The following is a 23,231-nucleotide window of genomic DNA, read 5'->3' as shown; positions in this document are numbered from 1 at the left end:
GTTCTCAGTCGTCGCGCCGCTCGGGCGGATCGAGGCTCTCCAGACCGCGCAGAAGCTCTTCTTCGCTCATCCGATCGAAGGTCATTTCGTCTTCTGCACCGCCGCTCTGGGCTTCGATCTCTTCCGGAGCCGGCTCCGGCTCGTCGACCTCGACGAACTTCTGCAAGGAATGAATGAGATCTTCTTTCATATCCTCGGGCTGAATCGTCTCGTCGGCAATCTCCCGCAAGGCAACGACGGGGTTCTTGTCGTTGTCCCGGTCCACCGTCAGCGGTGAACCATTCGAGATCGTGCGCGAGCGGTGCGCCGCAAGAAGCACGAGATCGAACCGGTTATCGACCTTGTCGACGCAATCTTCCACGGTGACGCGCGCCATGGATGCACCTCCTCAAAAATCGTTCGAAAACGGGAATTGGGTTCCCCATAGGCCTTTTTCAACAGTCTCGCAAGGTTTACGAACAGCCTGCCTTGAAAGCGCCGAATCCCTCACTTAGGCGTTGGCAACTTTCTTGGTGCGGCAAAAATTTCCAAGAAAACACATTGTCTTAGAGGAGGTTCACGATGTTCGATGCGCGTGAAAAAGTTGCCTTATTTCTGGATGGAGCCAATCTTTACGCAACATCCCGCTCGCTCGGTTTCGACATCGATTATCGCCGCCTTCTCGATAGCTTTCGCAAGAAAGCCTATGTCTTGCGCGCGGTTTATTATACTGCGCTCGCCGAGGATCAGGAATATTCTTCGATCCGCCCGCTGATCGATTGGCTCGATTACAACGGTTACCGCATCGTCACCAAGCCTTTGAAGGAATTCACCGACGCGCAGGGTCGGCGGAAGGTCAAGGGCAATATGGACATCGAGCTCGCGGTCGATGCCATGGAAATCGCCGAGCACATCGACCATCTCATTCTCTTCTCCGGCGACGGAGACTTCCGCTATCTGGTCGACGCCTTGCAGCGCAAGGGCAAGAAGGTGACCGTTGCCTCCACCTTGAAATCGCAGCCGCCGATGATCTCCGACGACCTTCGTCGCCAGGCCGACCATTTTCTCGAGCTCGCCGACATGGCAGCCGAATTCGGTCGTGCCGGCCCCGCCCGCACACGTCCCGCCTCCGATGACGAGAACGACGGCAGCCCCGGCACCTATGAGGACGACGAGTTCGATTATTACGACGACGATGATGAAGTCGACACGAGCGCCCGGTGAAATACGCTGAAAACCCGGCCGCGGGGGAATTGCCGTCGTCGTCGGAGGCCTCTCGCGGCTCCTATCCGCCCGCAAATCCGCCGAGCGACTGCCCCCTCTGCCCGCGCCTCGTCGAATTCCGCAACGAATGGCGCGCCAAAGAGCCCACCTGGCACAACGCGCCCGTGCCGACCTTCGGCCCCTCCTCTGCCCGTCTCTTGATCATCGGTCTGGCGCCGGGCCTGCGCGGCGCCAACCGCACGGGACGCCCCTTCACCGGCGATTATGCCGGCGATCTCCTCTACGACACGCTGATCGAATATGGCTTCGCGCGCGGCGAATACCGCGCCGATCCGAGCGACACGCTCGAACTGGTCGATGCGGCGATCGTCAACGCGGTGCGCTGCGTGCCGCCGCAGAACAAGCCGGTCGGCGCGGAGATCAACAATTGCCGGCCGTTCCTCGCCGCGACCATCGCCCGCCACACCGATCTTACGGCCATCCTGGCGCTCGGGCGCATCGCCCATGACAGCGTCGTGCGCACCCTCGGCCTGCGCCTCAAGGACGCGCCCTTCGGCCATGGCGCAGTGCACGAAATCCCGGGCGAGGCCTCAGGCGGCCTCCGCCTTTTCGACAGCTACCATTGCTCGCGTTACAACACGAACACCGGTGTTCTGACGGAAAAGATGTTCAAAGGCGTGTTCGCAGAGATCCGCAACCTCTTGGGCAAGCCGCGTTAATCATTCGCTAACCAAGACATTGCGGCCGATGTTGAGAAAACGACGGAACCTTGCCGCAACATTGTTTTAAAGGCTACGTCTTCACCGCACATGTGGGGGGAATGGCATGGCCGAGCCGGCACAGGATCTGACGACGATCGCGCATGTCTATGGTCTGAGCGAGACATCGCTCGCCATCTGCATGCTTAAGGCCCACGGCATCGTCGTGGTGCCGGTGGGGCAGCAGCACATCTCCGTCGCCTGGCATTACAGCGTTGCACTCGGCGGCGTCGCCTTGCGCGTGCCATCGAGCCAGGCAGAGGAAGCCCTTGAAATTCTGAAAGGTTTCGGCGCGCCGGTTCGGCGCTTCAATCTGATCGCAGCGGCCTTTATGGTGCTGGCGTTCCTGCTCGCCGGCATCGCCGTTCCGCCCCGGGCGCTTTATCTCACAGAAAGAAGCGCAAGTTCAGGCCAGCTCCTCTCGTGAGCCGCCCCTGAACCGCAGCAGAAGCCCGGCTAGCCGAGCTCCTTCAACAACCGGTTCTTCTCGCGCTGCCAGTCGCGCTTCTTCTCGGTCTCGCGCTTGTCGTGGGTCTTCTTGCCCTTGGCAAGCGCGATCGCGAGCTTGGCGATGCCGCGATCGTTGAAATAAAGCCGCAACGGCACGATGGTCATGCCTTCGCGGTCGACGCTCTGCGACAGCCGGTCGATCTCGCGTTGATGCAAGAGCAGCCGGCGTTTGCGTCGCGGATCATGGTTGAACTGGTTCGCCTGGAGGTACTCCGGGATGTTGCCGTTGATCAGCCACACCTCGCCGCCTTCCGGGCTCACATAGGATTCCGCGATATTGGCCTTGTTATGCCGGAGGCTCTTCACCTCGGTCCCGACGAGTTGCAGGCCGGCCTCGATCGTCTCGCCGATTTCGTAATCGAAACGGGCGCGCCGATTGTCGGCCACAACCTTGTTGTTCGTCGTCGTCTTCTTCGCCATCGAAATCCAACTGCAACCTTGCGTTAATTGAGGAGGCCCGCATGGCGAAGCGCGTCCTGCACCTCGCTCTTGGTCTCCTCTCCGATCGTGGTGATCGGAGAGCGCACTTCCTCGCTCATCTTTCCGAGCACCGAGAGTGCATATTTGGTGGGTCCCGGGCTCGGCTCAAGGAACAATGCGCGATGGAGCGGCATCAGCCGGTCCTGATAGTCGAGCGCGGTTGAGAAATCGCCCGCCATGCAGGCCTTCTGGAATTCCGAACAGAGCTTCGGTGCCACATTCGCCGTCACCGAAATGCAGCCATGCCCGCCATGCGCCATAAATCCGAGCGCCGTCGGGTCTTCGCCGGAGAGCTGATTGAATTCCGTGCCGATCGCCTGGCGCTGCAGGCTGGCGCGCACCAGATTGGCCGTCGCGTCCTTGACGCCGGCGATGTTCGGGCAATCCTCGAAGAGCTGCTTCATCGTCTCCACGCTCATGTCGATCACCGAGCGCGGCGGGATGTTGTAGATGATGATCGGGATGGAGATCGCGTCCGCCACCGCCTTGAAATGTGCGTAAAGGCCCTTCTGGCTCGGCTTGTTGTAATAGGGCGTCACCACCAGCACGGCATCGGCACCTGCCTTCTCCGCATGCTCGGCAAGTTCGATCGCCTCGCGTGTATTGTTGGAGCCGGCACCGGCGATCACCGGCACCCGTTTGGCCGTGACCTCGACGCACAATTCCACCACCCGCTTGTGCTCCGCATGCGACAGCGTCGGCGATTCGCCGGTCGTGCCGACAGGCACGAAGCCGTGGCTGCCCTCGCCAATCTGCCATTCCAGAAAGTTGCGGAACGCCTCTTCATCGACATTACCGTTGCGCATGGGCGTCACCAGCGCCGGAATTGACCCCTTGAACATAACTTGGCCCAAAAATTCTGTCCTTTTGACTGTGGCGGCGGACGATAGTGGCGCATCCTGGCAAGAGCAAGCGCACCGCCTCCTCTCTGGGGCCGCAAGGAAGCAGAACCGAACACGTGATCTTGCCGAGCAGGAAACCGGCGGCGATCGCCGCAGCCCTCGCCCTTGCCCTCGCGGCTGGGGAGTTCCTGTTCGCGTTGACTTCTGCGCCCACGGCGATCGCGGCGCCCGCCCAGCCGATGCTGCCAAAGCCACGCCCGGCAGAAAAGGCATCCGCACAGACGGACGCAATGCCCGAGCCACGCCCTGCGACCGACGGCACACAGAATGCAGCCACGCAAAGTGCAGACGGGCCGAATTCCTCCGCTGATGCGAAGCCCGACATTGTTGCGGAGGCGGAGGCGCCATCCGCAGAGGCCTCCGCGCCTGAACCCGTCGATGAAAACGCGGAGCCGGGCCCGGAAAAGTACGCATCGGCGGGGGCCGAGACGGAAACGACGACCGGCTCGATCGCGGCCGACGAGACGACCTCTGGCCCGACGAAACCAGAACCCGCCGCATCACAGAAGCTCGCCTTCCTGGGGCCGCGCCCCCGTCCGGACCCGACGGGCGTCGCCGCCGAACGGCTGAACCGGATCAAGAACGATCGTCCGCCTTACGGATTTTCTCAGGCCGGCCTCCTGAAGCGCGGCCTCGATCTCGTGACGGCCGATGCCTATACGAGCGCACTCTCCTTCTCCGAGACCCTTCCGAACGCCTTCGACCGCGAGCTCATCCGTTTCTTCGTCGCCCGCGCCCCCTTCTCCGGCCTCGCCCCGTCGACGATCGAGAACGTCGCACGCAAACACCCGGACTGGCCTGATCCCGATCTCCTAAGGCTGCGTGCCGAACAGGCGCTCCTGCGCACGCATCCAACCGACGAAGCCATTCTCGCCTTCTATGCCGAAGGCGCGCCGATGACGGACGATGGCTGGCTGCGGCTCGCCGACATCTATTCAGAGCGCGGCTGGCACAAGCGCAGCCGGAAAATCGTTCGCCGGATCTGGCGCGAGGAATCGCTGTCGAGCGCGCAGATGGCGCATATCCTGGCCGAGCATGCAGATGTGCTGTCGAAAGAAGACCACCTCTACCGCTTCCGCAGACTTCTCCTGCACAAGCGCACCGGCGAGGCGATCCGCGTCGGTCAGGCGATCGGTCCGGGCTACGACCAGCTGGCACGTGCGGTCGCCGCCGCCGTCGACCGCGGCGGCTCGACCGCGAGCCTGATGGCGATCAAGACGCGTTTCCGTGGCGAGCCCGCCTGGGAATACGCCCGCATCCTCATGCTCATTCGCAAAGACCAGCTTGTCGAAGCCGCGTTGCGCATGAGCCTGGTGGAGCGCGACGGCAACAAGCTCGGCGATGCCGACCGGTGGTGGGAGCTGCGCAAGGATCTCGCGCGTATGCTTCTGGAAGAAGGCTATCCGGCCCTCGGCTACTCGGTGGCCGCCACGCATGCCGCGCAATCGCCGGAGGCGATCGTCGAAGCGGAGTTCCATGCCGGCTGGCTGGCGCTCCGATATCTGAATTCTCCGCGGGCCGCGCGGGCGCATTTCGCCAGGATCGCCGCCGTCGCCACGCAGCCGCGCTCCATCGCGCGCGGCTATTACTGGCTCGGTCGCGCCCACGCCGCGAGCGGCCATGCCGATCAGGCGGCCAAGGCCTATTCGGTCGCCGCCCGCCACGGCGCCACATATTATGGTCAGCTGTCGCGCGAGGCCCTCGGCCTCACCCATACGGGGCTCGAACTCCGGCCGCGCCCGACCGCGCTCGACAGGCTGCGCTTTGCCGCAAGGCCGGAAGTGCACGCCATCAAGCGTCTGGCGGCGGCGGAGCACAATTTCCGCACGCGTCCCTTTTTCATGGCGCTCGGCGACAAGCTTGAGAGCCCGGGCGAGCTTTCGCTTCTCGATACGCTGTCCCGGCGCATCAACGAACCGCATTACGGCATGCTCGCCGCCGCCCGCGCCGATGCCCGCGGCGTCGAGGTCGGGGCCCTGCGCGCGCCGCTCATAGTCGTTCCCCCGGACATTCCGCAGCCGGCGATCGTCGACCGCGCACTTCTCTATGCGGTCTCCAAACAGGAGAGTGCCTTCAATCCGTCGGCCACCAGCCATGTCGGGGCGCGCGGGCTGATGCAGTTCATGCCGGCGACCGCGCGCTATACGGCGCGGCAGATCGGCCTTCCCTTCTCTCTCGTACGCCTGTCGAGCGACCCTGTCTACAACGCCACTTTGGGCGCCGCCCATCTCGGCGAGCTCCTGACCAATCTGCGCGGCTCATATATAATGACCTTCGCAGGCTATAATGCCGGGCCCGGCCGCGCCATCGATTGGGTGAAACGTTACGGCGACCCCCGAGGTGCGGAGACCGATCCCGTCGACTGGGTGGAGCGGATCCCCTTCGACGAGACGCGCAACTACGTCCAGAAGGTGATGGAAAACCTCCAGGCCTATCGCAGCCGCTTGGGCCACACACTCTCCATCTCCAAGGATCTGGCACACGGCGACCCGGTCCGTTAGCCCGCTCCCCTGGGGCCCTCCGTCCCCAGAGACCGGCCTCCCGAGACTGTCCTTCCCAAATCGGCCTTCCCAAACCTGCCTTCTGGGACGGGCAGCACCGAAAATCCCCGTTCGCACGCGGTGTTTGCAACGCGACGCCGCCCGACAACACCAGCGCCCCTCCCAAATTATCGAGCGACCCGATAATCGTACAAAAGAACAATTGCTAGGCGAGCAGAACCTGTTTTACATTCGCAGGTGGAGACAATATAAATACACCGTCAGAAGTAAGATTATATTCACCTACTAACCAAACAGGTTAAGGCAGCATCATTCCCCTAGGGAATTGGTCATAAGCCTGGGGGAACCTGTGCCAATGGTTGGAGAGGACGAGCCGATGGGGGAACAAGCGGCGAGTGCGAGGGATATGGCGGATTCTGAGCCGCCTCCGCGCTGCGCCGTGCGTCCGCAGATGAGCGCGCCACAGACAGGCACGCTACAGCCGAGCGCGCCGGCCTCTCTGTTCGATCAAAACGTCGTCGCCGCGGCCCAGATCCGTTTCGCCGACGGCGGCTTCACCCGGATCAACCCCCGCTGCGCCGCCCTTCTCGGTTTCGAGCCGAACGGGCTCGCCGGCCGCACTCTGATATCTTTGGCCGTTCCGGAGGAGCGCGATCTGTGGGGCGAGCGCCTGACGCGCCTCAGCTGCGGGGCTCTGTCGGAATGCAGCGGCGAAATGCACTGCATCGGCGGCAATGGCTGTCCCGTGCGGATCAATCTCACACTGAGCGCCTTCACGAGCGGCGGCACACGCGCCGATGAATGCGTCGCCATCCTTCACGGCATTTCTCCAGAAGCCGCCCAGGCCCCGGCTCCCCGGATCGAACAAGAGCCGGAGGCGACGTTCCGCGCCATCTATGAGAACATTCAGGAAGGCGTGTACCGCTCCTCCATCTACGGGCGGCAGCTTGCCGCCAATCCCGCTCTCGTGCGCCTCAACGGCTACGACAGCGAGGCGGAGATGCTGGCGAATGTCCACGACATCGCCACGGAATGGTACGTCGACCCGACGCGCAGGGCCGAATTCCAGGCCACCCTTCGCGAACATGGTCGGGTGGAGCGGTTCATCTCCGAGGTCTACCGCCACAAGACGCGCGAGCGCATCTGGGTGGAGGAGAACGCCCACCTCGTCAGAGATCCGGCGACCGGCGAGGCTCTTTATTATGAGGGAACCGTGCGCGAGGTGACGGGCACGGTCGAACAGCTGAGGCTGCATGAGCGCCTGCAGAGGATCGGCGCCGTCATTTCGGCCTGTCTCTTTCAACTGCGGCGCCGCCCGAACGCGACCAGTGCCGTCCCCTATGCCGGTCTCGGTCTGGAGCCGCTTTTCGGGCTGGCTCCGGAAGACGTACGCAACGATGCCTCTCCTCTCCTCGCAGCCGTCCATCGCGACGATCGCACGCGTCTGTCGGCAAGCCTGTTGCGCTCGGCAACGCGCATGACGCCCTGGGCGCTGGAATTTCGCGTCAATCATCCCCACCGCGGCACGATCTGGCTGTCCGGTCGCGCCGTACCCGACCGTGAGCCCGATGGCTCCGTCCTCTGGCATGGCCTCGTTTCGGATGTCACCGCGCTCAAGACCAATGAGCGGCAGATCTATGAGCTCGCCTATTTCGATTCGCTGACCGGCCTGCCGAACCGGCAGATGCTGCGCGACAGGCTGGCGATGGCGCTTGCCGCAAGCCGGCGCCGCAAGAGCTTCGGCGCCCTCCTCTTCATCGATCTCGATAATTTCAAGCTCATCAACGACAGCTACGGCCACGATGTCGGCGATCTCCTTCTCGCCAGCACCGCCCAGCGTCTGCGCCTCTGCCTGCGAGAGCTCGATACGGTCGCGCGGCTCGGCGGCGACGAATTCGTCGTGCTCTTGCAGGATTTGGGCGATACGGAAGCGCAGGCGATCCGCCACGCCGACAGGGTCGCGCGCAAAGTCCTGCAGGCCGTCGACCAGCCCTGCCTCCTCAACGAGCAGCGCTTTCAGACCACCTGCTCGATCGGCCTCACCTTGCTGGACGGACGCGAGAGTGATCCGGAAGAGCTCCTCAAACGCGCTGATCTCGCGATGTACGAAGCCAAGGCCGCCGGCCGCAACGGCCTCAGCGTCTTCAGCCCCGCAAAGCGGACGCCCGTACGCGAGCATGTCGGCGCGGTGGCCGACTTTCGCCGCGCGATCGACGCCGGCGGCATCGAGTTCCTGCTCGAGGCTCAATATGATGTCGACGGGATCTGCCGCGGGGCAGAGCTCCTGCCCTGCTGGCACCATGAAAGATGGGGGACTTTCCGCCGTCAGGAGCTGGCAAGCTTCGCCGAAGAGACCGGACAGGCGGAAATCCTGACGCGCCAGGCGATCGCTCAGGCCTGCGCACTCCTCGGCAGCTGGGGCAAGACGGCCGAACTCTGCGGGTTGTCGCTTTCCGTGGGTGTCAGCGCGCGCATGCTGCACGAGCGCGGCGCGGTCAGACGGATCAACCGCTTTCTTCTGGACGCCGGCGCCGACCCCAGGCGCCTCACGCTCGAATTGCCCGAGATCATCGTCGGCAAGAACGATGTGGCACTCGCAGACAAAATGCATCGGCTGCGCCGTTCCGGCGTGCGCTTCACGCTCAAGAGCTTCGGCGGCCGCCTCACGCGCCTCGCCCAGCTCAAAGCGCTGCCCTTCGACGAGATCAAGATCGATCCGGCGGATATGCGCGATATCGCAGCCGAGCCGCCTTCTCTCATCCGCAAGGTCGTGCGCATTGCCGACAGCCTCAATCTCATGGTCATCGCGGAAGGTGTCGAGACGGAGGCGCAGCAACGGGCTCTCTTGGCCGCCGGCTGCGATCGCATTCAGGGTCCTTTGTCGGGCGCGCCAATGCCGCCCCAGATTTTTGAAGAGAGATTCGCAGGCCCCGTGATTCCGCTCCAAGTGGCTCCGCTGGGGCAACAGAGATTCGCCTGATCCGCATTTGGGCCCCTCTGAATGTGTGGCTTTGGCGCACGATTCTCTCCGCGACCCCGAGCTCGAGCGCTGAGCGCAAGACCCAAAGAGGCGCGAAAGAGGCCCGAAACGGCGTCCACGTTAAGGTTTTCTTAGGGTTTGGGGCCTGCTTCGTGGCAATTGTGCAACATCGACTGCCAAAGCCGGTGGCGCAGGCATTCTGATGTTGCCTGTGCAAGGCGGATGAATAGTGTGGCCTCAGGCAGCCACGAGGCAGCCCACTTCTTCGAAACGGAGAAGGTTGAGGGGCGGGGGACGCCACTCAGAACCGACGCCAATAAAGGCGCGGACTGAACGCATTATCCCCCGGCTCGTGCAACTTGGACTGGAGGTCTACAAATGAAACTCAAGAGCCTTCTTTTCGGCTCGGCGGCTGCAGTGATGGCCGTCACCGGAGCACAGGCCGCCGATCTGCCGGTCGCAGAGCCGGTCGAATATGTGCGGATTTGCGATGCGTTTGGCGCTGGATTCTACTACATCCCGGGCACCGACACCTGCTTGAAGGTCGGCGGTCGGGTCCGCGTTGAAGCTCATTACGTCAATGGCGACGACCAGGGCGACACGTTCAACGAGTTCACCTCGCGTGCTCGTGGCTATGTCCGCCTCGACGCCCGTACGCAGACCGATTTCGGTCTTCTGCGTGCCTATGTGAGCTCTTCGCTCCAGATCGGCCCGTCGAGCTTCGCCGACAACTACGAAGAGGGCCAGTACCTCGAGAACGCTTTCATCCAGCTCTCGAATGACATGGGCACCCTGACCGTCGGTCATGCCTCGTCGTTCTTCGACTTCTTCGGCACCTACGGCTACGGCACGCGTATCGGCATCGACGATAACACGACCGAGCAGACGCTGTTCGCGTACACCTTCAACGTCGGCAATGGCGTTTCCGCCACGCTGTCGTTCGAAGACGCCGCTTCCGGCGGCCGTCGTGCGCACTTCGATGGCGTTGTCATCGACGGTCAGGAATTCCCGGACGTCGTCGCCAACGTGCGCGTCGATCAGGGCTGGGGTTCGGCCCAGATCATGGGTGTCATTCATGACACCGGTGTCGAATTCGTCGACGACGCCCTCTTCGACGGCGACGACGACAGCGATCTCGGCTGGGCCATCGGCGCTGGCGTGACCGCCGGCATCCCGGGCACGGGCTTCGAGGCTTCGGTTCAGGCCAACTACACGCAGGGTGCTGTTTCTTACATCACCGCCGGCGTGAACAGCCTCATCCTCGAGAACACGCTCTCTGACGTGACCCTCGACGACGATGGCTCCATCGAGCTGACGAAGGCCTGGAACGTCCGCGGCGGCATTTCGGCTGACTTCGCCACGCAGTGGACGGCGTCTCTGAATGCGTCCTACACGGACATCGACTACAAGGCTCTCGGCGATCTCGACTTCTACGGCATCTCCGGTAACGTCGCTTGGACGCCGGTCTCTGGCTTCCTGATGGGCGTCGAAGTTGCCTACAACAACGTCGATTGGGAGTTTGCGGACTCCTCCGATCCGGACGACATCTGGGGCGTGATGTTCCGCGCTCAGCGCACGTTCTAATCGCTTCAAGCGATCGGAATTCGGGAAGGCCCGGCGGCAACGCCGGGCCTTTTCTTTATGGCCTGCGATCCGGCCTTCACAGGTTCTGCGCCTTTCAAGAGCAGGCAGGTTGCCTCAAGGCTCGCCACCATCTGGGTGAGAAAGCCGAGAAGGCCCGCGCGATAAGCGTCCCTCCCCCACGTTCGGTCGCCCCCGCAGAACGGCCACGTAGAACGTCCAAGGCCCGCTCGGTCGGTCAAAGCCGAACGCAGCAGCACGAACAGAGCGGGCAGCACCGGGTAGAAGGGACTGGGCAGACAGGGGCCGGGCAAAGCTCGCAGGGCTCTTCAACGCGCCCCCGGTTAAGCCGCCATCCCCGTCATTTCGCCTCTCCCGAAGTCGAAACCTGAGAGGCCCCGGCCTTCGCAGTGCCGGCGGCACAGCCGCTTCACGGGCGTCTCAGAGAAGTTTCAGATGAGCTTCCGGAGAGTTTCAGGCGAAATTCGCCGACGTCTCTATGTTGTCGGTGGTTGATGCGCGTCGCAGCGGCGGGCAAAGGCCACCATCCGATCGAGCGTCGGCTGATCGCGCAGCAAAGGCGCATGCCCCTGCCCCTCGACTGTCAGCCGCTCCATGCCGGGATGGCGCCAGGCCATCTCCTCCACGGTCGCCGCGGACAACAGATCGGAATTCTCGCCCCGGATCGACAACAGCGGAACGTGCCGCAGGCTGTCGAACTGCGGCCAGAGCGTCGGCACCGCCTCTTCGAGATCGAGCGTCGCGACGCTCTTCAGAAGCTTCGGATCGTAGTCCGGCTTGATCGCCCCATCGCGCTCCACGAACAGGGCGTGCGTATAGGCGCGCCAATCGTCATCGCTGAGCGCGGTAAAGGAATGGCCGGCGATCTGGCGAACAATCTTCTCGGCTTCCGCCATAGATCGCGGCGTGCGCATATTGGAGAGATAGTTCTTGATACGGGCGAGGCCGGTCCCTTCGATCTTGGGGCCGATATCGTTGAGGACGACACCTGCGATAAGGCCGGGCCGCATGGCTCCGAGGATCATCGAGATGATGCCACCGCGCGAGGTTCCAACGAGGATCGCCCGCTCAATGCCGAGAGCCGTGGTGACGGCGAGAACGTCGTCGGCTTCCACCATCGGCGTGTAATGCGTCCAGTCCGGATCGTAGCCGGACAATCCGCGTCCGCGGTAATCGAGAGCCGCAACCAGCCGCGGCGTATCGGCATGGGTGGAAAAGAACTGCGCCAGCCTGCCGAAATCGCGCCCGTTGCGCGACAGGCCCGGCAGGCAGACGAGCGGCAGCGCCGGGCTTTGCCAGTCACCATAAAGGCGCAGGGCGAGCTTCAGCCCGTCCTGCGCCTTCACGTATAAGACGCGCCCTTCATGCTCGCCTGTCCCGGCCATGGCTTCTTCGTTCATGGAACAGGCAATAGCGTTTTTCGTCCAATCCGTCCAAGGATTGGGGCGTCGTCAGCCGAGGCAGTCTTGAAGCGCCTCGGCGTTGTACTCGAGAAGCTCGAAATAAAGGTCGGGTCCCGCTTCAAGGTCGGCACCGATCGGATCGAGCACGCCGCTCTTTGCATCCGTGCCTTCGGTGACGACCGTAATCAGCTTGGGCGTAAACTGCGGCTCGGCAAAGACGCAGACGACGCCGAGATTGCGGATCTTCGCGGAAATCTCCGAGACGCGCTGCGCGCCCGGCGAGACTTCGGGGCTCACCGTCACGGAACCGGCCGCTTCCAGCCCGAACCTCTTTTCGAAATACTGATAGGCGTCGTGGAAAACGATGAAGGGCTTGCCCTTCAACCCGGCGAGCTCGCCAGAAAGTTCGGAGGTGAGGCTGTCGAGCCGTTCGCGCGTCTTCTCGGCATTCTTGGCATAGGTCTCGGCATTGTCGGGATCGATGTCGGCAAGCTCCGTCTCGATCTCGTTCACCATCGCCTTGGCATTCTCCGGATCGAGCCACATATGCGGGTCGATCTCGCCTTCATGATCGTGCCCGGCATGCTCATGATCGGCATGATCGTGATCGCCATCGTCATGATCGCCGTGATCGTGATCGGCATGCTCATCGCTGGCGTGGTCGTCACCGTCATGGTCATGCCCGGCATCGGCATGAGCATCCTCCTCATGGGCGCCATCCTCGCCATGCTCATGTCCGTGGTGGTGAGGCTCGAAAGCCCCGTCCTCCCGCGGCGGCAGAAGCGTGACGCCGGGCGCCCGCGACAGCGCAACCTTCTTCGCATCGGGCGCGATCGTCTTGAGCGGCTCCGTCAGAAAGGCCTCGATTTCCGGCCCAACCCAGAAAACGATATCGGCCCCTTCCAAGGCCCGTGCATCGGACGGCTTCAGGGCGTAATCATGCGGCGAACCGTTCGCGACGATGAGATGCGGACTTCCAACGCCCTCCATGACGGCCGCGACGAGCGAGTGCACGGGCTTGATGGAGACGGCGACATCGGGGGCCGCGGCCATCGCCTGCGTTCCCCATGATAGAACGAGCCCTGCCGCAACCCCCTGGGCGAGGGATGCAAGAGGATGCCTTTTGCGCATGAATCGACCTCTAAATTGCATAAGTCAGATATGTTATTACATTACATATCTTGCGTAACTCTATAACATGGGCCATAGAGCGCGGCAACCGGAGAGGATGATGCGCAGCGAAAAATTTGGAAAAGACGCCGATCTCCTCGTCGAGATCGAAGGTCTCGGCGTGCGCAGGGGCCGCAAATGGCTGGTCCGGGCTGTCGATCTCTCCATCCGCCGCGGCGAAATCGTCACGCTCATCGGACCGAACGGCAGCGGCAAGAGCACCACGGCGAAATCGCTCCTCGGCGTCATCGCGCCCGATGAAGGCGAGATCCGCCGCGCCCCGAAGTTGACGGTCGGCTACGTGCCGCAGCAATTGACGATCGACCGCACCATGCCTTTGTCGGTCGGCCGCTTCATGGCCTTGACCGCACGCTTTCCGGCCGCGGCGATCACGGCGGCCCTCGCCGAAACCGGTGTGGCCCATCTCGCAGGCGCGGCTTTGCAGCAGCTCTCGGGCGGCGAGTTCCAGCGCGTCCTCATCGCCCGCGCACTCATTCGCAAACCCGATCTCCTCGTCTTCGACGAACCCGTGCAGGGCGTCGATTTCACCGGCGAGATCGCCATCTACAATCTGATCGGCCAGATCCGCGACAGGCTCGATTGCGGAATCCTGCTGATCTCCCACGACCTTCACATCGTCATGGCGCAGACGGACCGGGTCCTGTGCCTGAACGGCCATGTCTGCTGCTCGGGCCCGCCGGAACAGGTGGCCGCGAGCGAAGCCTATCAGCGCCTGTTCGGGCCGCGCGCCTCCGAAACACTCGCAATCTACCGCCACGATCACGCCCACAATCACGCCTCCGAAGGCGCCCCCCTCTCCGCCAACAGCGACGATGTGGAGGAGAACCCGCTCTCTCAGCCGATCCGCACCGGCACCGCTTCAGGCCACCGCCATGCTTGATGATTTCTTCGTCCGCGCCCTCCTCGCCGGCATCGGCGTTGCGCTTGTCGCCGGCCCGCTCGGCTGCTTCGTCGTCTGGCGGCGCATGGCCTATTTCGGCGACACCATGGCCCATTCCGCCCTTCTCGGCGTCGCCATCGCCTTTCTCTTCGACATCAACCTGACCTTCGGCGTCTTCGCCGTCGCGACCTCCGCCTCGCTCGGTCTCGTGGCCCTGTCGCGCAACCGCTCGCTCCCCGCCGATGCGCTTCTCGGCATCCTCGCCCATTCGACGCTCGCTTTGGGCCTCGTCCTGATCGCCTTCATGACCTGGATCCGCATCGATCTGATGAGCTACCTCTTCGGCGACATCCTCGCCGTTTCGCGCACCGACGTGATGATCATCTACGGCGTCGGCGCCGTCGTCCTCGCCATTCTCGTCGCCATCTGGCGCCCGCTTCTCGCCGGCACGATCTCGCCGGAAATCGCCGTCGCCGAAGGCCTTGCGACCGAACGCGCCCGCCTCGTCTTCATGCTTTTGATGGCCGCCGTCATCGCCGGAGCGATGAAGATCGTCGGCGTTCTCCTCATCACCTCGCTCCTCATCATTCCGGCGGCAACCGCGCGCCGCTTTGCCTCAACGCCGGAGCGGATGGCCATGATCGCGGCGATCGTGGGTGCGCTTGCGGCCTCCGGCGGCCTCTTCGCCTCGCTCGAATTCGACACCCCCTCCGGCCCCTCCATCGTCGTCGCCGCATTGATCCTGTTCCTGGCAAGCCTCACATGGAGGATGGTCGAGCCGGAGCGCCTCAAGGCCGAAGAAGTCACGGGAACGGAGTGAGACAATGAACGAAACGCCCGCCCTGACGAAAAACCAGTCGCTGGTGATGTCGGTTCTCAGCGAGGCCAAGAGCCCGCTCAGCGCCTATCAGATCCTCGACGAATTGCGCCCCGAAGGATTGCGGGCGCCGCTCCAGGTCTACCGCGCCCTCGACAAGCTGACCGAGCACAAGCTCGTCCATCGCATCGAATCGCTGAACGCCTTCGTCGCCTGTTCGCATGCGGCCGAGCATGGCGGCGAAATGGTTGCGTTTGCGATCTGCGAAGCCTGCGGCCGGGTGGAGGAATTCTGCGATCCCGTCCTGCAGAGCCGGCTCGCCGCCTGGAGCCACGAGCACGATTTCATCCCGACCCGCACCACGTTGGAGATCAAGGGGCGCTGCGCCGCCTGCCACTGAGACGGTACAGCCCCTGGCGTCACCTCGTCAGCCGGCCGGCTGCCGCGCCCGCGCATCTTTCGCCAGCCGCACCAGCATCGGCTGCAAATCCTGTGGGGAGGCCAGTCTCTCCAGAAAGACGAGACGTTCCACGAGATCGCCGGAGACGAGATCGGCCCCTTCGGGATCGAGCGAAGCCATCCACCATTCATCGGCAGGCGCTTTCCCCTTGCACAGAACCGTGGCGTAGAGCCCGATCGCCTCGCGGTGATCCTCGTTCATATGCTTGACGGCCTCATACTCGACCGGCTCCAGCTCCGCGACGAGCTCCGAAGGCAGCACGAAATCCTCGCGTTCGAGCAGAAACGCCTTGCCGAAACCGCCATTGAGGCTCGCCCGCTCCGGCTCGATGCGGAAGAAGGCGAAATCGGCGAAATCCACATAAAGCTGCGCCTTGGGCTGGCGCGCGAGATAGCGGCGACGAAGCCGCTGATGCGCCGGATCCTCCGCGGCGACCCGGCGCGCCTTGCCCATCATGGTCAACCTTGGATGCGCCAAAGGGTCGCCCCGCCCGGGTTCGCCCACCATCAGCGAACAGCGCGGATCTGACATGAGCGCGTGGCGATGCGCAGAGAGTTCCGAGATCAGGATGATCGGTGTACCATCCATATCGGTGGCAAGCGCCGTGCGGGTGGCAAGCGGGTGACCGGTTTCCGCCTCGAGCGTCGCCAACGCGCCGAAACGGGCCATACGGATGAGCCGCTTGGCGAGGCTCCGTGCCTCGTCGTCCGTCGGCCGGATCACTTTGTTCTTGTCATTCATAGGCCTGCGGCCCTCCGATTTCTCCCACCATCGCGACGTCTTGCGCGACGGACATTTGGTCGCTGCAGAGCAATGTTGACTCTAAAAGTCAAGAAGAGCTAACCCCAAACTGTTCTTTGGACGAGGTCTTAAATGCTATCGGAAACGCAAACCCTGCCGCTTGCGGCTGCCGCACCCGATCGCGCTGCGTTTCCCAACGCCGGCAGGCAAAAGATGAAGGCACGCCCCCCGCATTCGTCTTTTGCCTGGCCGGCGCTCCTGGTTGTGCTTCTGCTCAGCGTCTTCTTTGCCGCGCCGTCTTATGCGGCCGAGCCCGACTATCGCGGCTTGGTGAGCAAGATTGAAGAGCGTCTCGCCAAGGCCGCCGACAGTTATGACGCTGGCGATGCGGAGGCCGCGAAAGATCTCGTCCAGGGTTCTTATTTTGAAATCTTCGAAAATCTCGAAGGCCCGATCCGCATCAACATCTCCGCCAAGCGCAGCTACGAGCTCGAGGCGGAATTTGGCGATATTCGCCAGGCGATCATCGACGGCGTTCCCGCCGCAACGGTTCGCGCACGCATCGAAGCCCAGATCGCGGCACTCGAAGAGGTCGTGCCGCAGCTCGAAGAAGGCGTGCATATCAAGGCGGAGACCGGCCACGCCGCAACCACGGCCGACGCCTCGGGAAATCCCCCGGCAGACGCCGCGCCGAAGACCGTCGAGCCGTACTGGCAGCAGGCAGTCGATCATGTCGGCAAGCTGATGTCGGACGCGGCCGACGCCTATGAAAACGGCAATGCCGACAAGGCGAAGGCGCTGATCACCCAGGCGCAGTTCGAAGGCTACAAGAATTCCCTCCTCGAAACCGTCATCCGCCGTCACGTCTCGCAGCGCCAGGACGCCGAATTCAACGCCGAATTCACCCGCATCCTCGGCCTCGTCGAAGACGGCAAGCCGGCGCGTATGGTGCGCGCCTCCGGCGACATTCTGGTCGCCGACATCGAAGACGACCTTCCGGGCCTGCCTCTCCTGCCCGGCATGGAAAACCGCGCGACGGCAGCCTCATCCGCAAATTCCAAGGACTGGCAGGGCGTCATCGCCACCATCGACGAGAGGCTCGCAGCCGCGATCGAAACCTATCGCGCCGGCGACACCCGAAAGGCGATCGGCGCGGTGCAGGACACCTATTTCGACGTCTTCGAAGGCAGCGGCATGGAAGCCGCGATCGGCGCCCGCGACACCGCGTTCAAGACGAAGCTCGAAGGTCATTTCACCAAGCTCGTCGGCGCCATGCGCGGCGGCCTCGAACCGGCCGCGCTCGAAGAAGACCTCGCCACGGCAAACACGGATTTCGCAACTGCCGCGGAACAGCTCGGTGGCGGCACCGCCGATTCCCCGTGGACGCTCTTCGTCTACTCGCTCACCATCATCCTGCGCGAAGGCTTCGAGGCGATGCTCGTGGTCACCGCGATGCTCACCTATCTTGATAAGATCGGCCACCTCGAGAAGAAGCGCGTCGTCTACAATTCCGTCGTCGTCGCCCTCGTCCTCAGCGTCGCGACCGCCATTCTCGTGCAATGGGTCTTCGAGATTGCCGCTTCGCAGCAGGAGATCCTCGAAGGCGTGACGATGCTGATCGCCACCGTCGTCCTCTTCACCATGAGCTACTGGCTCATCTCCAAGGCCGAAGCGCAAAAGTGGACCGCCTATCTCAAGGGCAAGATCGGCGATTCCCTCTCGACCGGCTCCCTGACGGCGCTCTGGCTCGCGGGCTTCCTCGCCGTCTACCGCGAAGGCGCGGAGACCGTCCTCTTCTACAAGGCGCTCGCCGTCGGCGCCGATGCGAGCGGCGGCTCGTCGATCCTTGCGGGCTTCATCATCGGCCTCGGCCTCCTCGCGATCATCTATTTCGTCATGCGCTACGGCGCCCTCAAGCTGCCGATCCGGCCCTTCTTCATCTTCACCAGCGCGCTCCTCTACTACCTCGCCTTCGTTTTCGCCGGCAAAGGCGTCATGGAGCTGATCGAAGGCAAGGTCCTGGAGCCGACGCTCGTTTCCTGGGTTCCGCAAGTGCCGCTTCTCGGCATCTTCCCCTACGTCCAGACGCTCGCACCCCAGCTCGTGCTGATCGCGCTTGCGCTTCTGGCCATCCCTCTCGTCCGCCGCTCAGGAAGGCCCGCCCATGCCGGCTGACCTCCCCCGCGGCGTCGAGATCGGACGAAAGTCCGTCTGACAACGACCAAGCTTCTCACCCGCCAGACAGGAGAATTGGCGATGATTGCAAGATGTACCAAATTGTTGACTGCGGTGGTTTTCTCCGCCGGCATGGCGAGCGCCGCGCATGCCGAGTTCAAGGAATATCCGGCCGGCGAGGCCAAAGAGATGGCCAATATGGAGATCGCGGCCGTCTACCTGTCGCCGATCGACATGGAGCCGCGCGGCATCGACCTTCCGGCCGATCAGGCGGACATTCACATCGAGGCTGATATTCACGCCACGCAGGGCAATCCGAACGGTTTCGGCGCCGGCGAGTGGATTCCCTACCTCACCATCGGCTATACGTTGGAAAACCTCGACACCGGCAAGGTGACGAGCGGCAACCTGATGCCGATGGTGGCCATCGACGGGCCGCATTACGGCTCCAACATCAAGATGTCGGGCCCCGGCAATTACCGTCTCAGCTATCACATCGATCCGCCTTCGCGGCAGGGCTTCGGCCGCCACACCGACGAAGATACGGGCGTCGGCCGCTGGTTCGAGCCGCTCGACGTCGAATACGAATTCAGCTTCGTCCCGCTCAAGGACTAAGCAAACAACGACATGAAGCGTGTCAGGCTCCGCTTTTCGAAGCGGAGCCTGGGGCGTGAGTGAGGGATGACGTGAGTTTCTATCTCGCCGATATGTTTCGCGCCTTCGGGCCCGCCACGTTCATAGCGGCGCTATATGCGGGCCTTCTTCTGAAAGCGGCAAGAACGACGCTCGCCGCAGAAGAAAGGCTGCGTCGTCACCTCACCTTCATCGCCGTGCCGGCGCTGATCGCAGGAATTGCGATCGGCGCCTTCGCCTTTTTCTGGGCGGACGGCGCGGCGGCGTTGACGGAAGCGAAGATGGTCATGGAGGGCGCGTGTCTGGCCGCCGCCCTCCTGGCCATTCTTTCCGCTCCCTTTGCCCTGCGTTTTTCGGCAGCCCGCTTCGTCGCGCTGCCGATCTTCGCGCTTCTCGTCGCGATCCTGACGGCGCAGGCGGCGCTCGTCTTCGCCGATGACACCACCACCCATGCGCTGACCGCGACGAGCGTCCTCAACACCGAGCTCATCCTCAACGTGCTTGCGGTCGTCATCGCGGCCGCAGCCCTCGGCGCCTTCGCCGCGGCCGTCAGCCATGCCGCAAGCCGCACGCCGCTCATCGGCCTCGGCCTCCTCGTTCTCGCCGTCCTCATCGAGGCGGCGGTCTGGGGCGGCGACGTCATGCTGGGCCTCTTGCAGGTCGGCTGGCTGCAGGTCACCTCGGCGCGCGTCTCGCTCGTCGCCAAGGCCGATTATTACGCCGAAGCCGCCGTTTACGCCGAACTCGTTCTGGCCCTCATTCTCGGCGCCGCCTTCCTTCTGCGTGCGCCGCGCCCCGCCGTCTTGAGCGACGACCTCGCCGGGCAGGCACGCACCGAGCGCCGCAAGCTCAAGGCCTTTGCCCTCGGCGAGCGGCGCTGGTTCCGCGGACTGGCCGCGGCGATGACCTTCATCGTCGCCTCGATGCTCTATTACGACCTCTACGCCTCGCAACCGCCCCGGCTTTCGGAGGCAACGCCCGTGTCGGTCGACGATCAAGGCACCGTCCGCATTCCGATCGATCAGGTGAAGGACGGCACGCTGCACCGTTTCGCTTACGTCTCCAGCGACGGCCACCGGGTGCGGTTTTTCCTCATCAACCGCTTCGACGCAGAGCATGTCGCCATCGGCGTGGTCTACGACGCCTGCATGATCTGTGGCGACAAGGGCTATATCCAGCGCGGCAACGAGATCATCTGCATCGCCTGCAACGTGCGCATCTTCGTGCCCTCGATCGGCAAGGCCGGCGGCTGCAACCCGATCCCGCTGAAGCATGAGGAGGCGAACGGCGACATCGTCATCGCGCAGCTGGAGCTCGAAAAAGGCGCCCGCTTCTTCTCCGAGGTCGTCTCCACCGATGTGACCGATCCCGTCACCGGCGAGCCCCTCGTCAACACCGACGCGCCCTTCAGCTTCGAGTTCGAAGGCCGGACCTATTATTTCACCGGCGAGGACTCCTACGACGCTTTCCGCGACGCGCCCGAGAAATACAGCCACGAACCGCTCGCACCTGCCCGCGTCAGCTGGCAGCCGGAGGACTGATCATGTTCACACGCCTCCTCCAGCAATCCTTCCGCCGCGACTGGCGCCGCAAGCTTCTGGCGATCTTCACCATCGTTCTCGCCACCACGCTGATGACGGCGCTGGCGAGCCTGTCGATCGACGTCGGCGACAAGATGGCCCGCGAGATGAAGGCCTACGGCTCCAACATCAAGGTCGTGCCGAAGAGCGATTCCATCCCGCTCACGATCGGCGGGGTCAATTACAACCCCTTGAGCGGGCGTGATTATCTGAACGAGGCCGACCTGCCGAAGATCAAGGACATCTTCTGGCGCAACAACATCACCGGCCTCACCCCCTTCCTCACTTTGCCGGTCACGCTCGGCAGCGCCGAAGACGACCATGTGCCCCTCATCGGCACCTATTTTCACAAGCTGATGCCCGTCGAAGGCTTCGACAATTTCTTCACCGGCGTCACCGTCACGCATCCGTTCTGGCAGGTGACGGGCACCTGGCCGGAAGAGGATTCGCTTGATCAGGTTCTCGTCGGCGAAACGCTCGCCGAACGGCAGGGCCTGAAGCCCGGCGCGACGCTCACGCTCACCTCGGCTGAGGGCAAAAGCCGCAACGTCACGGTGAGCGGCATCGTCGAGGCGAGCGAGGAAGAAGCCGGCGGCATCGTCGCCCCGCTCGCTCTCGCCCAGGATCTTGCGGGTCTGTCCGGCAAGGTCGGCTCCGTCAGCGTCAGCGCGCTGACCATTCCGGAGAACTCGCTCTCCCGCAAGGCGCGGAGCGATCCCTCCTCGCTCGACGCGCAGCAATACGACACCTGGTATTGCAGCGCCTATGTGAGCGCCATCGTCCACCAGATCGAAGAGGCCCTGCCCAACGCCTCGGCCCGACCCATCTGGCAGGTCGCCGACAGCGAAGGCGTGGTGATCGGCAAAATCCAACTCCTGATGGCCGTCGTGGCGCTCGCCGCCTTCGCCTCCTCGGCGATGGCCATCTCCTCGCTCCTCAACACCTCCGTCATGGAGCGCAGCCGCGAGATCGGGCTGATGAAGGCGCTCGGCGCCTCGGAGGCGGCGATCCTGTCGCTCTTTCTCGGCGAGGCCGTCATCATCGGCATCATCGGCGGGCTGATCGGCGCCGCCCTCGGTGCCGGCCTGTCGCAGATCATCGGTCTCACCGTCTTCGGGGCCACCATCACCTTCCCCGGCGTCGTCGTTCTCGTCGTCGTCATCGCCTCGATCCTGATCGCGCTCGCAGGCTCCGTCCTGCCCTCGCGGACCATTGCCGCTCTGGCTCCCGTGGAGACGCTTTATGGCCGCCGCTGACCGTCCAACAACCGTCGCCCGCCGTGGCGGCATGGGCGCGCGCCTTCTCTGGCGGGCGCTTCTGGTGCGCCGCAGCCGCGTTCTCGCCGCCGTCACGGCGATTGCCGTCGGCGCGGCCGTCATCGCGGCGCTCGCGAGCCTCTATTTCGACATCTCCGCCAAGATGAGCCGCGAGCTCAGAGCCTATGGCGCGAACTTCATCGTCGCGCCGGCTTCCGCGGAGGGCGACAAGACCTTCAGCGAAGCGACCTATCGCAAGCTCATCGCCGAACTCCCGGCCGACAGGCTCGTCGGCGCCTCGCCCTTCCTTTACGGCGTCGCACGGATCGGCGAGCGCGAAGCCGTCATCGCCGGCCTCGATTTTGCCGGCGCGCAAAAAATCTCGCCCTATTGGCAGGTCGAAGGCAATTGGATCGGGGTCGATTTCGACGAGCGCCGCTGCATGCTGGGCGAACGTCTTGCGGAAAGCCTCGGCCTTCACCCGGGCGATAAGATCGAAGTCTCCAACGACGACGGCTCCTTCACCACCGAGCTCACGGTGCGCGGCATCGTGGAGACCGGCGAGGCGGAAGACGATCAGATCCTCGTCAACCGTTCGCTCGCCCAGAAGCTTCTCGGCATGCCGAACGTCGTCAACCTCGCCATGCTGAGCATCCAGGCGGAGGGCGAGGACGCCGACCGCCTGGCGAGCACGGTCGAAGCCGATTTCCCCGGCCTCGACATCCGCCCCATCCGCCAGGTGTCGCAATCCGACGGCGAGCTTCTCGACAAGATCAAGGTGCTGATGGCCTTCGTCGCCGGCATCATTCTCGTCATCACCGCCGTCTGCGTGAATTCCACCCTGACGGCGATGATCGTCGAAAGGCGGCGCGAGATCGGGTTGCAGAAGGCGTTGGGCGCCGACGATTCCGCCATCATGCGCCAGTTCCTGATCGAAACCGTCACCCTGTCCCTGATCGGCGTCGCAGTCGGCCTCGTCATCGGCTTCGGCCTCGCCCAGCTTCTCGGTCAGGCCGTCTTTTCGACGGCGATCTCGTTCCGTGCCATCGTGGTGCCGGCGACGCTCGCCATTTCGCTCATTGCGGCGCTTGCCGCCGCCATCGTCCCGATCCGCAGAGCGATTCGCATCGTTCCTGCGCAAGTGCTGAAGGGAGAGTAG

At 63.6% G+C, this 23,231-nt stretch carries 20 protein-coding genes; 14 read left to right on the top strand and 6 right to left on the bottom strand.

Annotated features, from left to right (window positions below; translation table 11 throughout):
* Positions 1-4: 4 nt before the first annotated feature.
* Entirely contained in the window at positions 5-376 is a 372-nt protein-coding gene (gene rpoZ, locus BLP76_RS06255) for a DNA-directed RNA polymerase subunit omega (protein ID WP_092810689.1), read from the bottom strand.
* A 185-nt stretch (positions 377-561) separates the two neighbouring features.
* On the opposite strand from rpoZ, the gene BLP76_RS06250 reads away from it, so the two are divergent.
* From BLP76_RS06250 to BLP76_RS06240, 3 genes are all read left to right on the top strand, one after another.
* A complete protein-coding gene (locus BLP76_RS06250; RefSeq protein WP_092810686.1) occupies positions 562-1,203 on the top strand; it encodes a LabA-like NYN domain-containing protein in 642 nt (213 codons plus the stop codon).
* Complete coding sequence (locus tag BLP76_RS06245) at positions 1,200-1,922, top strand: uracil-DNA glycosylase (protein ID WP_420867631.1); 723 nt, start codon at positions 1,200-1,202, stop codon at positions 1,920-1,922. The genes BLP76_RS06250 and BLP76_RS06245 overlap by 4 nt, the downstream gene beginning before the upstream one ends.
* 106 nt (positions 1,923-2,028) lie before the next feature.
* On the top strand, positions 2,029-2,388 hold the full coding sequence (locus BLP76_RS06240; protein ID WP_092810681.1) for a hypothetical protein: 360 nt from the start codon (positions 2,029-2,031) through the stop codon (positions 2,386-2,388).
* A gap of 29 nt (positions 2,389-2,417) precedes the next feature.
* On the opposite strand, the gene smpB is transcribed toward BLP76_RS06240, so the two are convergent.
* Both smpB and dapA read right to left on the bottom strand, forming a co-directional pair.
* Positions 2,418-2,891, bottom strand: coding sequence for an SsrA-binding protein SmpB (gene smpB, locus BLP76_RS06235; protein ID WP_092810679.1), 474 nt, complete (start codon positions 2,889-2,891; stop codon positions 2,418-2,420).
* 23 nt (positions 2,892-2,914) lie between these two features.
* Positions 2,915-3,793 carry a 4-hydroxy-tetrahydrodipicolinate synthase gene (gene dapA / locus BLP76_RS06230; RefSeq protein WP_092810677.1) on the bottom strand — a complete coding sequence of 293 codons (879 nt, stop codon included), beginning with the start codon at positions 3,791-3,793 and terminating at the stop codon, positions 2,915-2,917.
* Between the two features lie 290 nt (positions 3,794-4,083).
* Between dapA and BLP76_RS19155 the strand changes: the two genes are divergently transcribed.
* The 3 genes from BLP76_RS19155 to BLP76_RS06215 all read left to right on the top strand — a co-directional run bounded on the left by BLP76_RS19155 (position 4,084) and on the right by BLP76_RS06215 (position 10,918).
* Positions 4,084-6,354, top strand: a complete 2,271-nt coding sequence (locus BLP76_RS19155; protein ID WP_170130489.1) for a lytic transglycosylase domain-containing protein — start codon at positions 4,084-4,086, stop codon at positions 6,352-6,354.
* Positions 6,355-6,760: 406 nt separating this feature from the next.
* Complete coding sequence (locus BLP76_RS06220) at positions 6,761-9,334, top strand: sensor domain-containing protein (protein ID WP_170130490.1); 2,574 nt, start codon at positions 6,761-6,763, stop codon at positions 9,332-9,334.
* A gap of 378 nt (positions 9,335-9,712) precedes the next feature.
* Positions 9,713-10,918, top strand: coding sequence for a porin (locus BLP76_RS06215; RefSeq protein ID WP_092810671.1), 1,206 nt, complete (start codon positions 9,713-9,715; stop codon positions 10,916-10,918).
* 494 nt (positions 10,919-11,412) lie between these two features.
* Here the strand turns inward: BLP76_RS06215 and BLP76_RS06210 are convergent, their stop codons facing one another.
* Both BLP76_RS06210 and BLP76_RS06205 read right to left on the bottom strand, forming a co-directional pair.
* Positions 11,413-12,336 (bottom strand): alpha/beta fold hydrolase, encoded by a 924-nt coding sequence (locus BLP76_RS06210; protein WP_244514474.1) that lies wholly within the window; start codon positions 12,334-12,336, stop codon positions 11,413-11,415.
* A 51-nt stretch (positions 12,337-12,387) separates the two neighbouring features.
* Positions 12,388-13,392 carry a zinc ABC transporter substrate-binding protein gene (locus BLP76_RS06205; protein ID WP_244514472.1) on the bottom strand — a complete coding sequence of 335 codons (1,005 nt, stop codon included), beginning with the start codon at positions 13,390-13,392 and terminating at the stop codon, positions 12,388-12,390.
* Between the two features lie 178 nt (positions 13,393-13,570).
* On the opposite strand from BLP76_RS06205, the gene BLP76_RS06200 reads away from it, so the two are divergent.
* From BLP76_RS06200 to BLP76_RS06190, 3 genes are read left to right on the top strand one after another with little or no spacing between them, the layout of a single operon-like run.
* Positions 13,571-14,410, top strand: coding sequence for an ATP-binding cassette domain-containing protein (locus tag BLP76_RS06200; protein ID WP_244514470.1), 840 nt, complete (start codon positions 13,571-13,573; stop codon positions 14,408-14,410).
* Positions 14,403-15,230 carry a zinc ABC transporter permease subunit ZnuB gene (gene znuB, locus BLP76_RS06195; RefSeq protein WP_092810665.1) on the top strand — a complete coding sequence of 276 codons (828 nt, stop codon included), beginning with the start codon at positions 14,403-14,405 and terminating at the stop codon, positions 15,228-15,230. The genes BLP76_RS06200 and znuB overlap by 8 nt, the downstream gene beginning before the upstream one ends.
* 4 nt (positions 15,231-15,234) lie before the next feature.
* Positions 15,235-15,627: a Fur family transcriptional regulator gene (locus BLP76_RS06190; RefSeq protein WP_092810663.1), complete on the top strand. Its 393-nt coding sequence runs from the start codon at positions 15,235-15,237 to the stop codon at positions 15,625-15,627.
* Between the two features lie 27 nt (positions 15,628-15,654).
* Here BLP76_RS06190 and BLP76_RS06185 read toward each other — a convergent pair whose 3' ends face one another.
* On the bottom strand, positions 15,655-16,428 hold the full coding sequence (locus tag BLP76_RS06185; RefSeq protein WP_092810661.1) for a HugZ family pyridoxamine 5'-phosphate oxidase: 774 nt from the start codon (positions 16,426-16,428) through the stop codon (positions 15,655-15,657).
* Between the two features lie 213 nt (positions 16,429-16,641).
* On the opposite strand from BLP76_RS06185, the gene BLP76_RS06180 reads away from it, so the two are divergent.
* The 5 genes from BLP76_RS06180 (at position 16,642) to BLP76_RS06160 (ending at position 23,231) form a co-directional block, all read left to right on the top strand.
* A complete protein-coding gene (locus BLP76_RS06180) occupies positions 16,642-18,603 on the top strand; it encodes an FTR1 family iron permease (protein WP_170130491.1) in 1,962 nt (653 codons plus the stop codon).
* Positions 18,604-18,684: 81 nt separating this feature from the next.
* Entirely contained in the window at positions 18,685-19,218 is a 534-nt protein-coding gene (locus BLP76_RS06175) for an iron transporter (RefSeq protein WP_092810656.1), read from the top strand.
* A 71-nt stretch (positions 19,219-19,289) separates the two neighbouring features.
* The gene (locus tag BLP76_RS06170; RefSeq protein WP_092810654.1) at positions 19,290-20,777 is read left to right on the top strand and encodes a Fe-S-containing protein; all 1,488 of its coding nucleotides are present in this window, start codon (positions 19,290-19,292) and stop codon (positions 20,775-20,777) included.
* 2 nt (positions 20,778-20,779) lie between these two features.
* The gene (locus tag BLP76_RS06165; RefSeq protein WP_092810652.1) at positions 20,780-22,072 is read left to right on the top strand and encodes an ABC transporter permease; all 1,293 of its coding nucleotides are present in this window, start codon (positions 20,780-20,782) and stop codon (positions 22,070-22,072) included.
* Entirely contained in the window at positions 22,059-23,231 is a 1,173-nt protein-coding gene (locus BLP76_RS06160; RefSeq protein ID WP_200170598.1) for an ABC transporter permease, read from the top strand. The genes BLP76_RS06165 and BLP76_RS06160 overlap by 14 nt, the downstream gene beginning before the upstream one ends.

Origin of the sequence: Afifella marina DSM 2698 (assembly GCF_900102695.1) — a bacterium.
Classification (GTDB): domain Bacteria; phylum Pseudomonadota; class Alphaproteobacteria; order Rhizobiales; family Afifellaceae; genus Afifella; species Afifella marina.
This window is presented reverse-complemented; position numbering and strand designations above follow the sequence as displayed.

Coding starts and splice junctions, on each gene's coding strand:
- BLP76_RS06205 (WP_244514472.1), bottom strand. CDS start 13,392: ATGGCCGCGGCCCCCGATGTCGCCGTCTCCATCAAGCCCGTGCACTCG.
- BLP76_RS06210 (WP_244514474.1), bottom strand. CDS start 12,336: ATGAACGAAGAAGCCATGGCCGGGACAGGCGAGCATGAAGGGCGCGTC.
- smpB (WP_092810679.1), bottom strand. CDS start 2,891: ATGGCGAAGAAGACGACGACGAACAACAAGGTTGTGGCCGACAATCGG.
- BLP76_RS06215 (WP_092810671.1), top strand. CDS start 9,713: ATGAAACTCAAGAGCCTTCTTTTCGGCTCGGCGGCTGCAGTGATGGCC.
- BLP76_RS06220 (WP_170130490.1), top strand. CDS start 6,761: ATGGCGGATTCTGAGCCGCCTCCGCGCTGCGCCGTGCGTCCGCAGATG.
- rpoZ (WP_092810689.1), bottom strand. CDS start 376: ATGGCGCGCGTCACCGTGGAAGATTGCGTCGACAAGGTCGATAACCGG.
- BLP76_RS19155 (WP_170130489.1), top strand. CDS start 4,084: ATGCCCGAGCCACGCCCTGCGACCGACGGCACACAGAATGCAGCCACG.
- BLP76_RS06250 (WP_092810686.1), top strand. CDS start 562: ATGTTCGATGCGCGTGAAAAAGTTGCCTTATTTCTGGATGGAGCCAAT.
- BLP76_RS06180 (WP_170130491.1), top strand. CDS start 16,642: ATGAAGGCACGCCCCCCGCATTCGTCTTTTGCCTGGCCGGCGCTCCTG.
- BLP76_RS06185 (WP_092810661.1), bottom strand. CDS start 16,428: ATGAATGACAAGAACAAAGTGATCCGGCCGACGGACGACGAGGCACGG.
- znuB (WP_092810665.1), top strand. CDS start 14,403: ATGCTTGATGATTTCTTCGTCCGCGCCCTCCTCGCCGGCATCGGCGTT.
- BLP76_RS06190 (WP_092810663.1), top strand. CDS start 15,235: ATGAACGAAACGCCCGCCCTGACGAAAAACCAGTCGCTGGTGATGTCG.
- dapA (WP_092810677.1), bottom strand. CDS start 3,793: ATGTTCAAGGGGTCAATTCCGGCGCTGGTGACGCCCATGCGCAACGGT.
- BLP76_RS06240 (WP_092810681.1), top strand. CDS start 2,029: ATGGCCGAGCCGGCACAGGATCTGACGACGATCGCGCATGTCTATGGT.
- BLP76_RS06165 (WP_092810652.1), top strand. CDS start 20,780: ATGTTCACACGCCTCCTCCAGCAATCCTTCCGCCGCGACTGGCGCCGC.
- BLP76_RS06175 (WP_092810656.1), top strand. CDS start 18,685: ATGATTGCAAGATGTACCAAATTGTTGACTGCGGTGGTTTTCTCCGCC.
- BLP76_RS06160 (WP_200170598.1), top strand. CDS start 22,059: ATGGCCGCCGCTGACCGTCCAACAACCGTCGCCCGCCGTGGCGGCATG.
- BLP76_RS06200 (WP_244514470.1), top strand. CDS start 13,571: ATGCGCAGCGAAAAATTTGGAAAAGACGCCGATCTCCTCGTCGAGATC.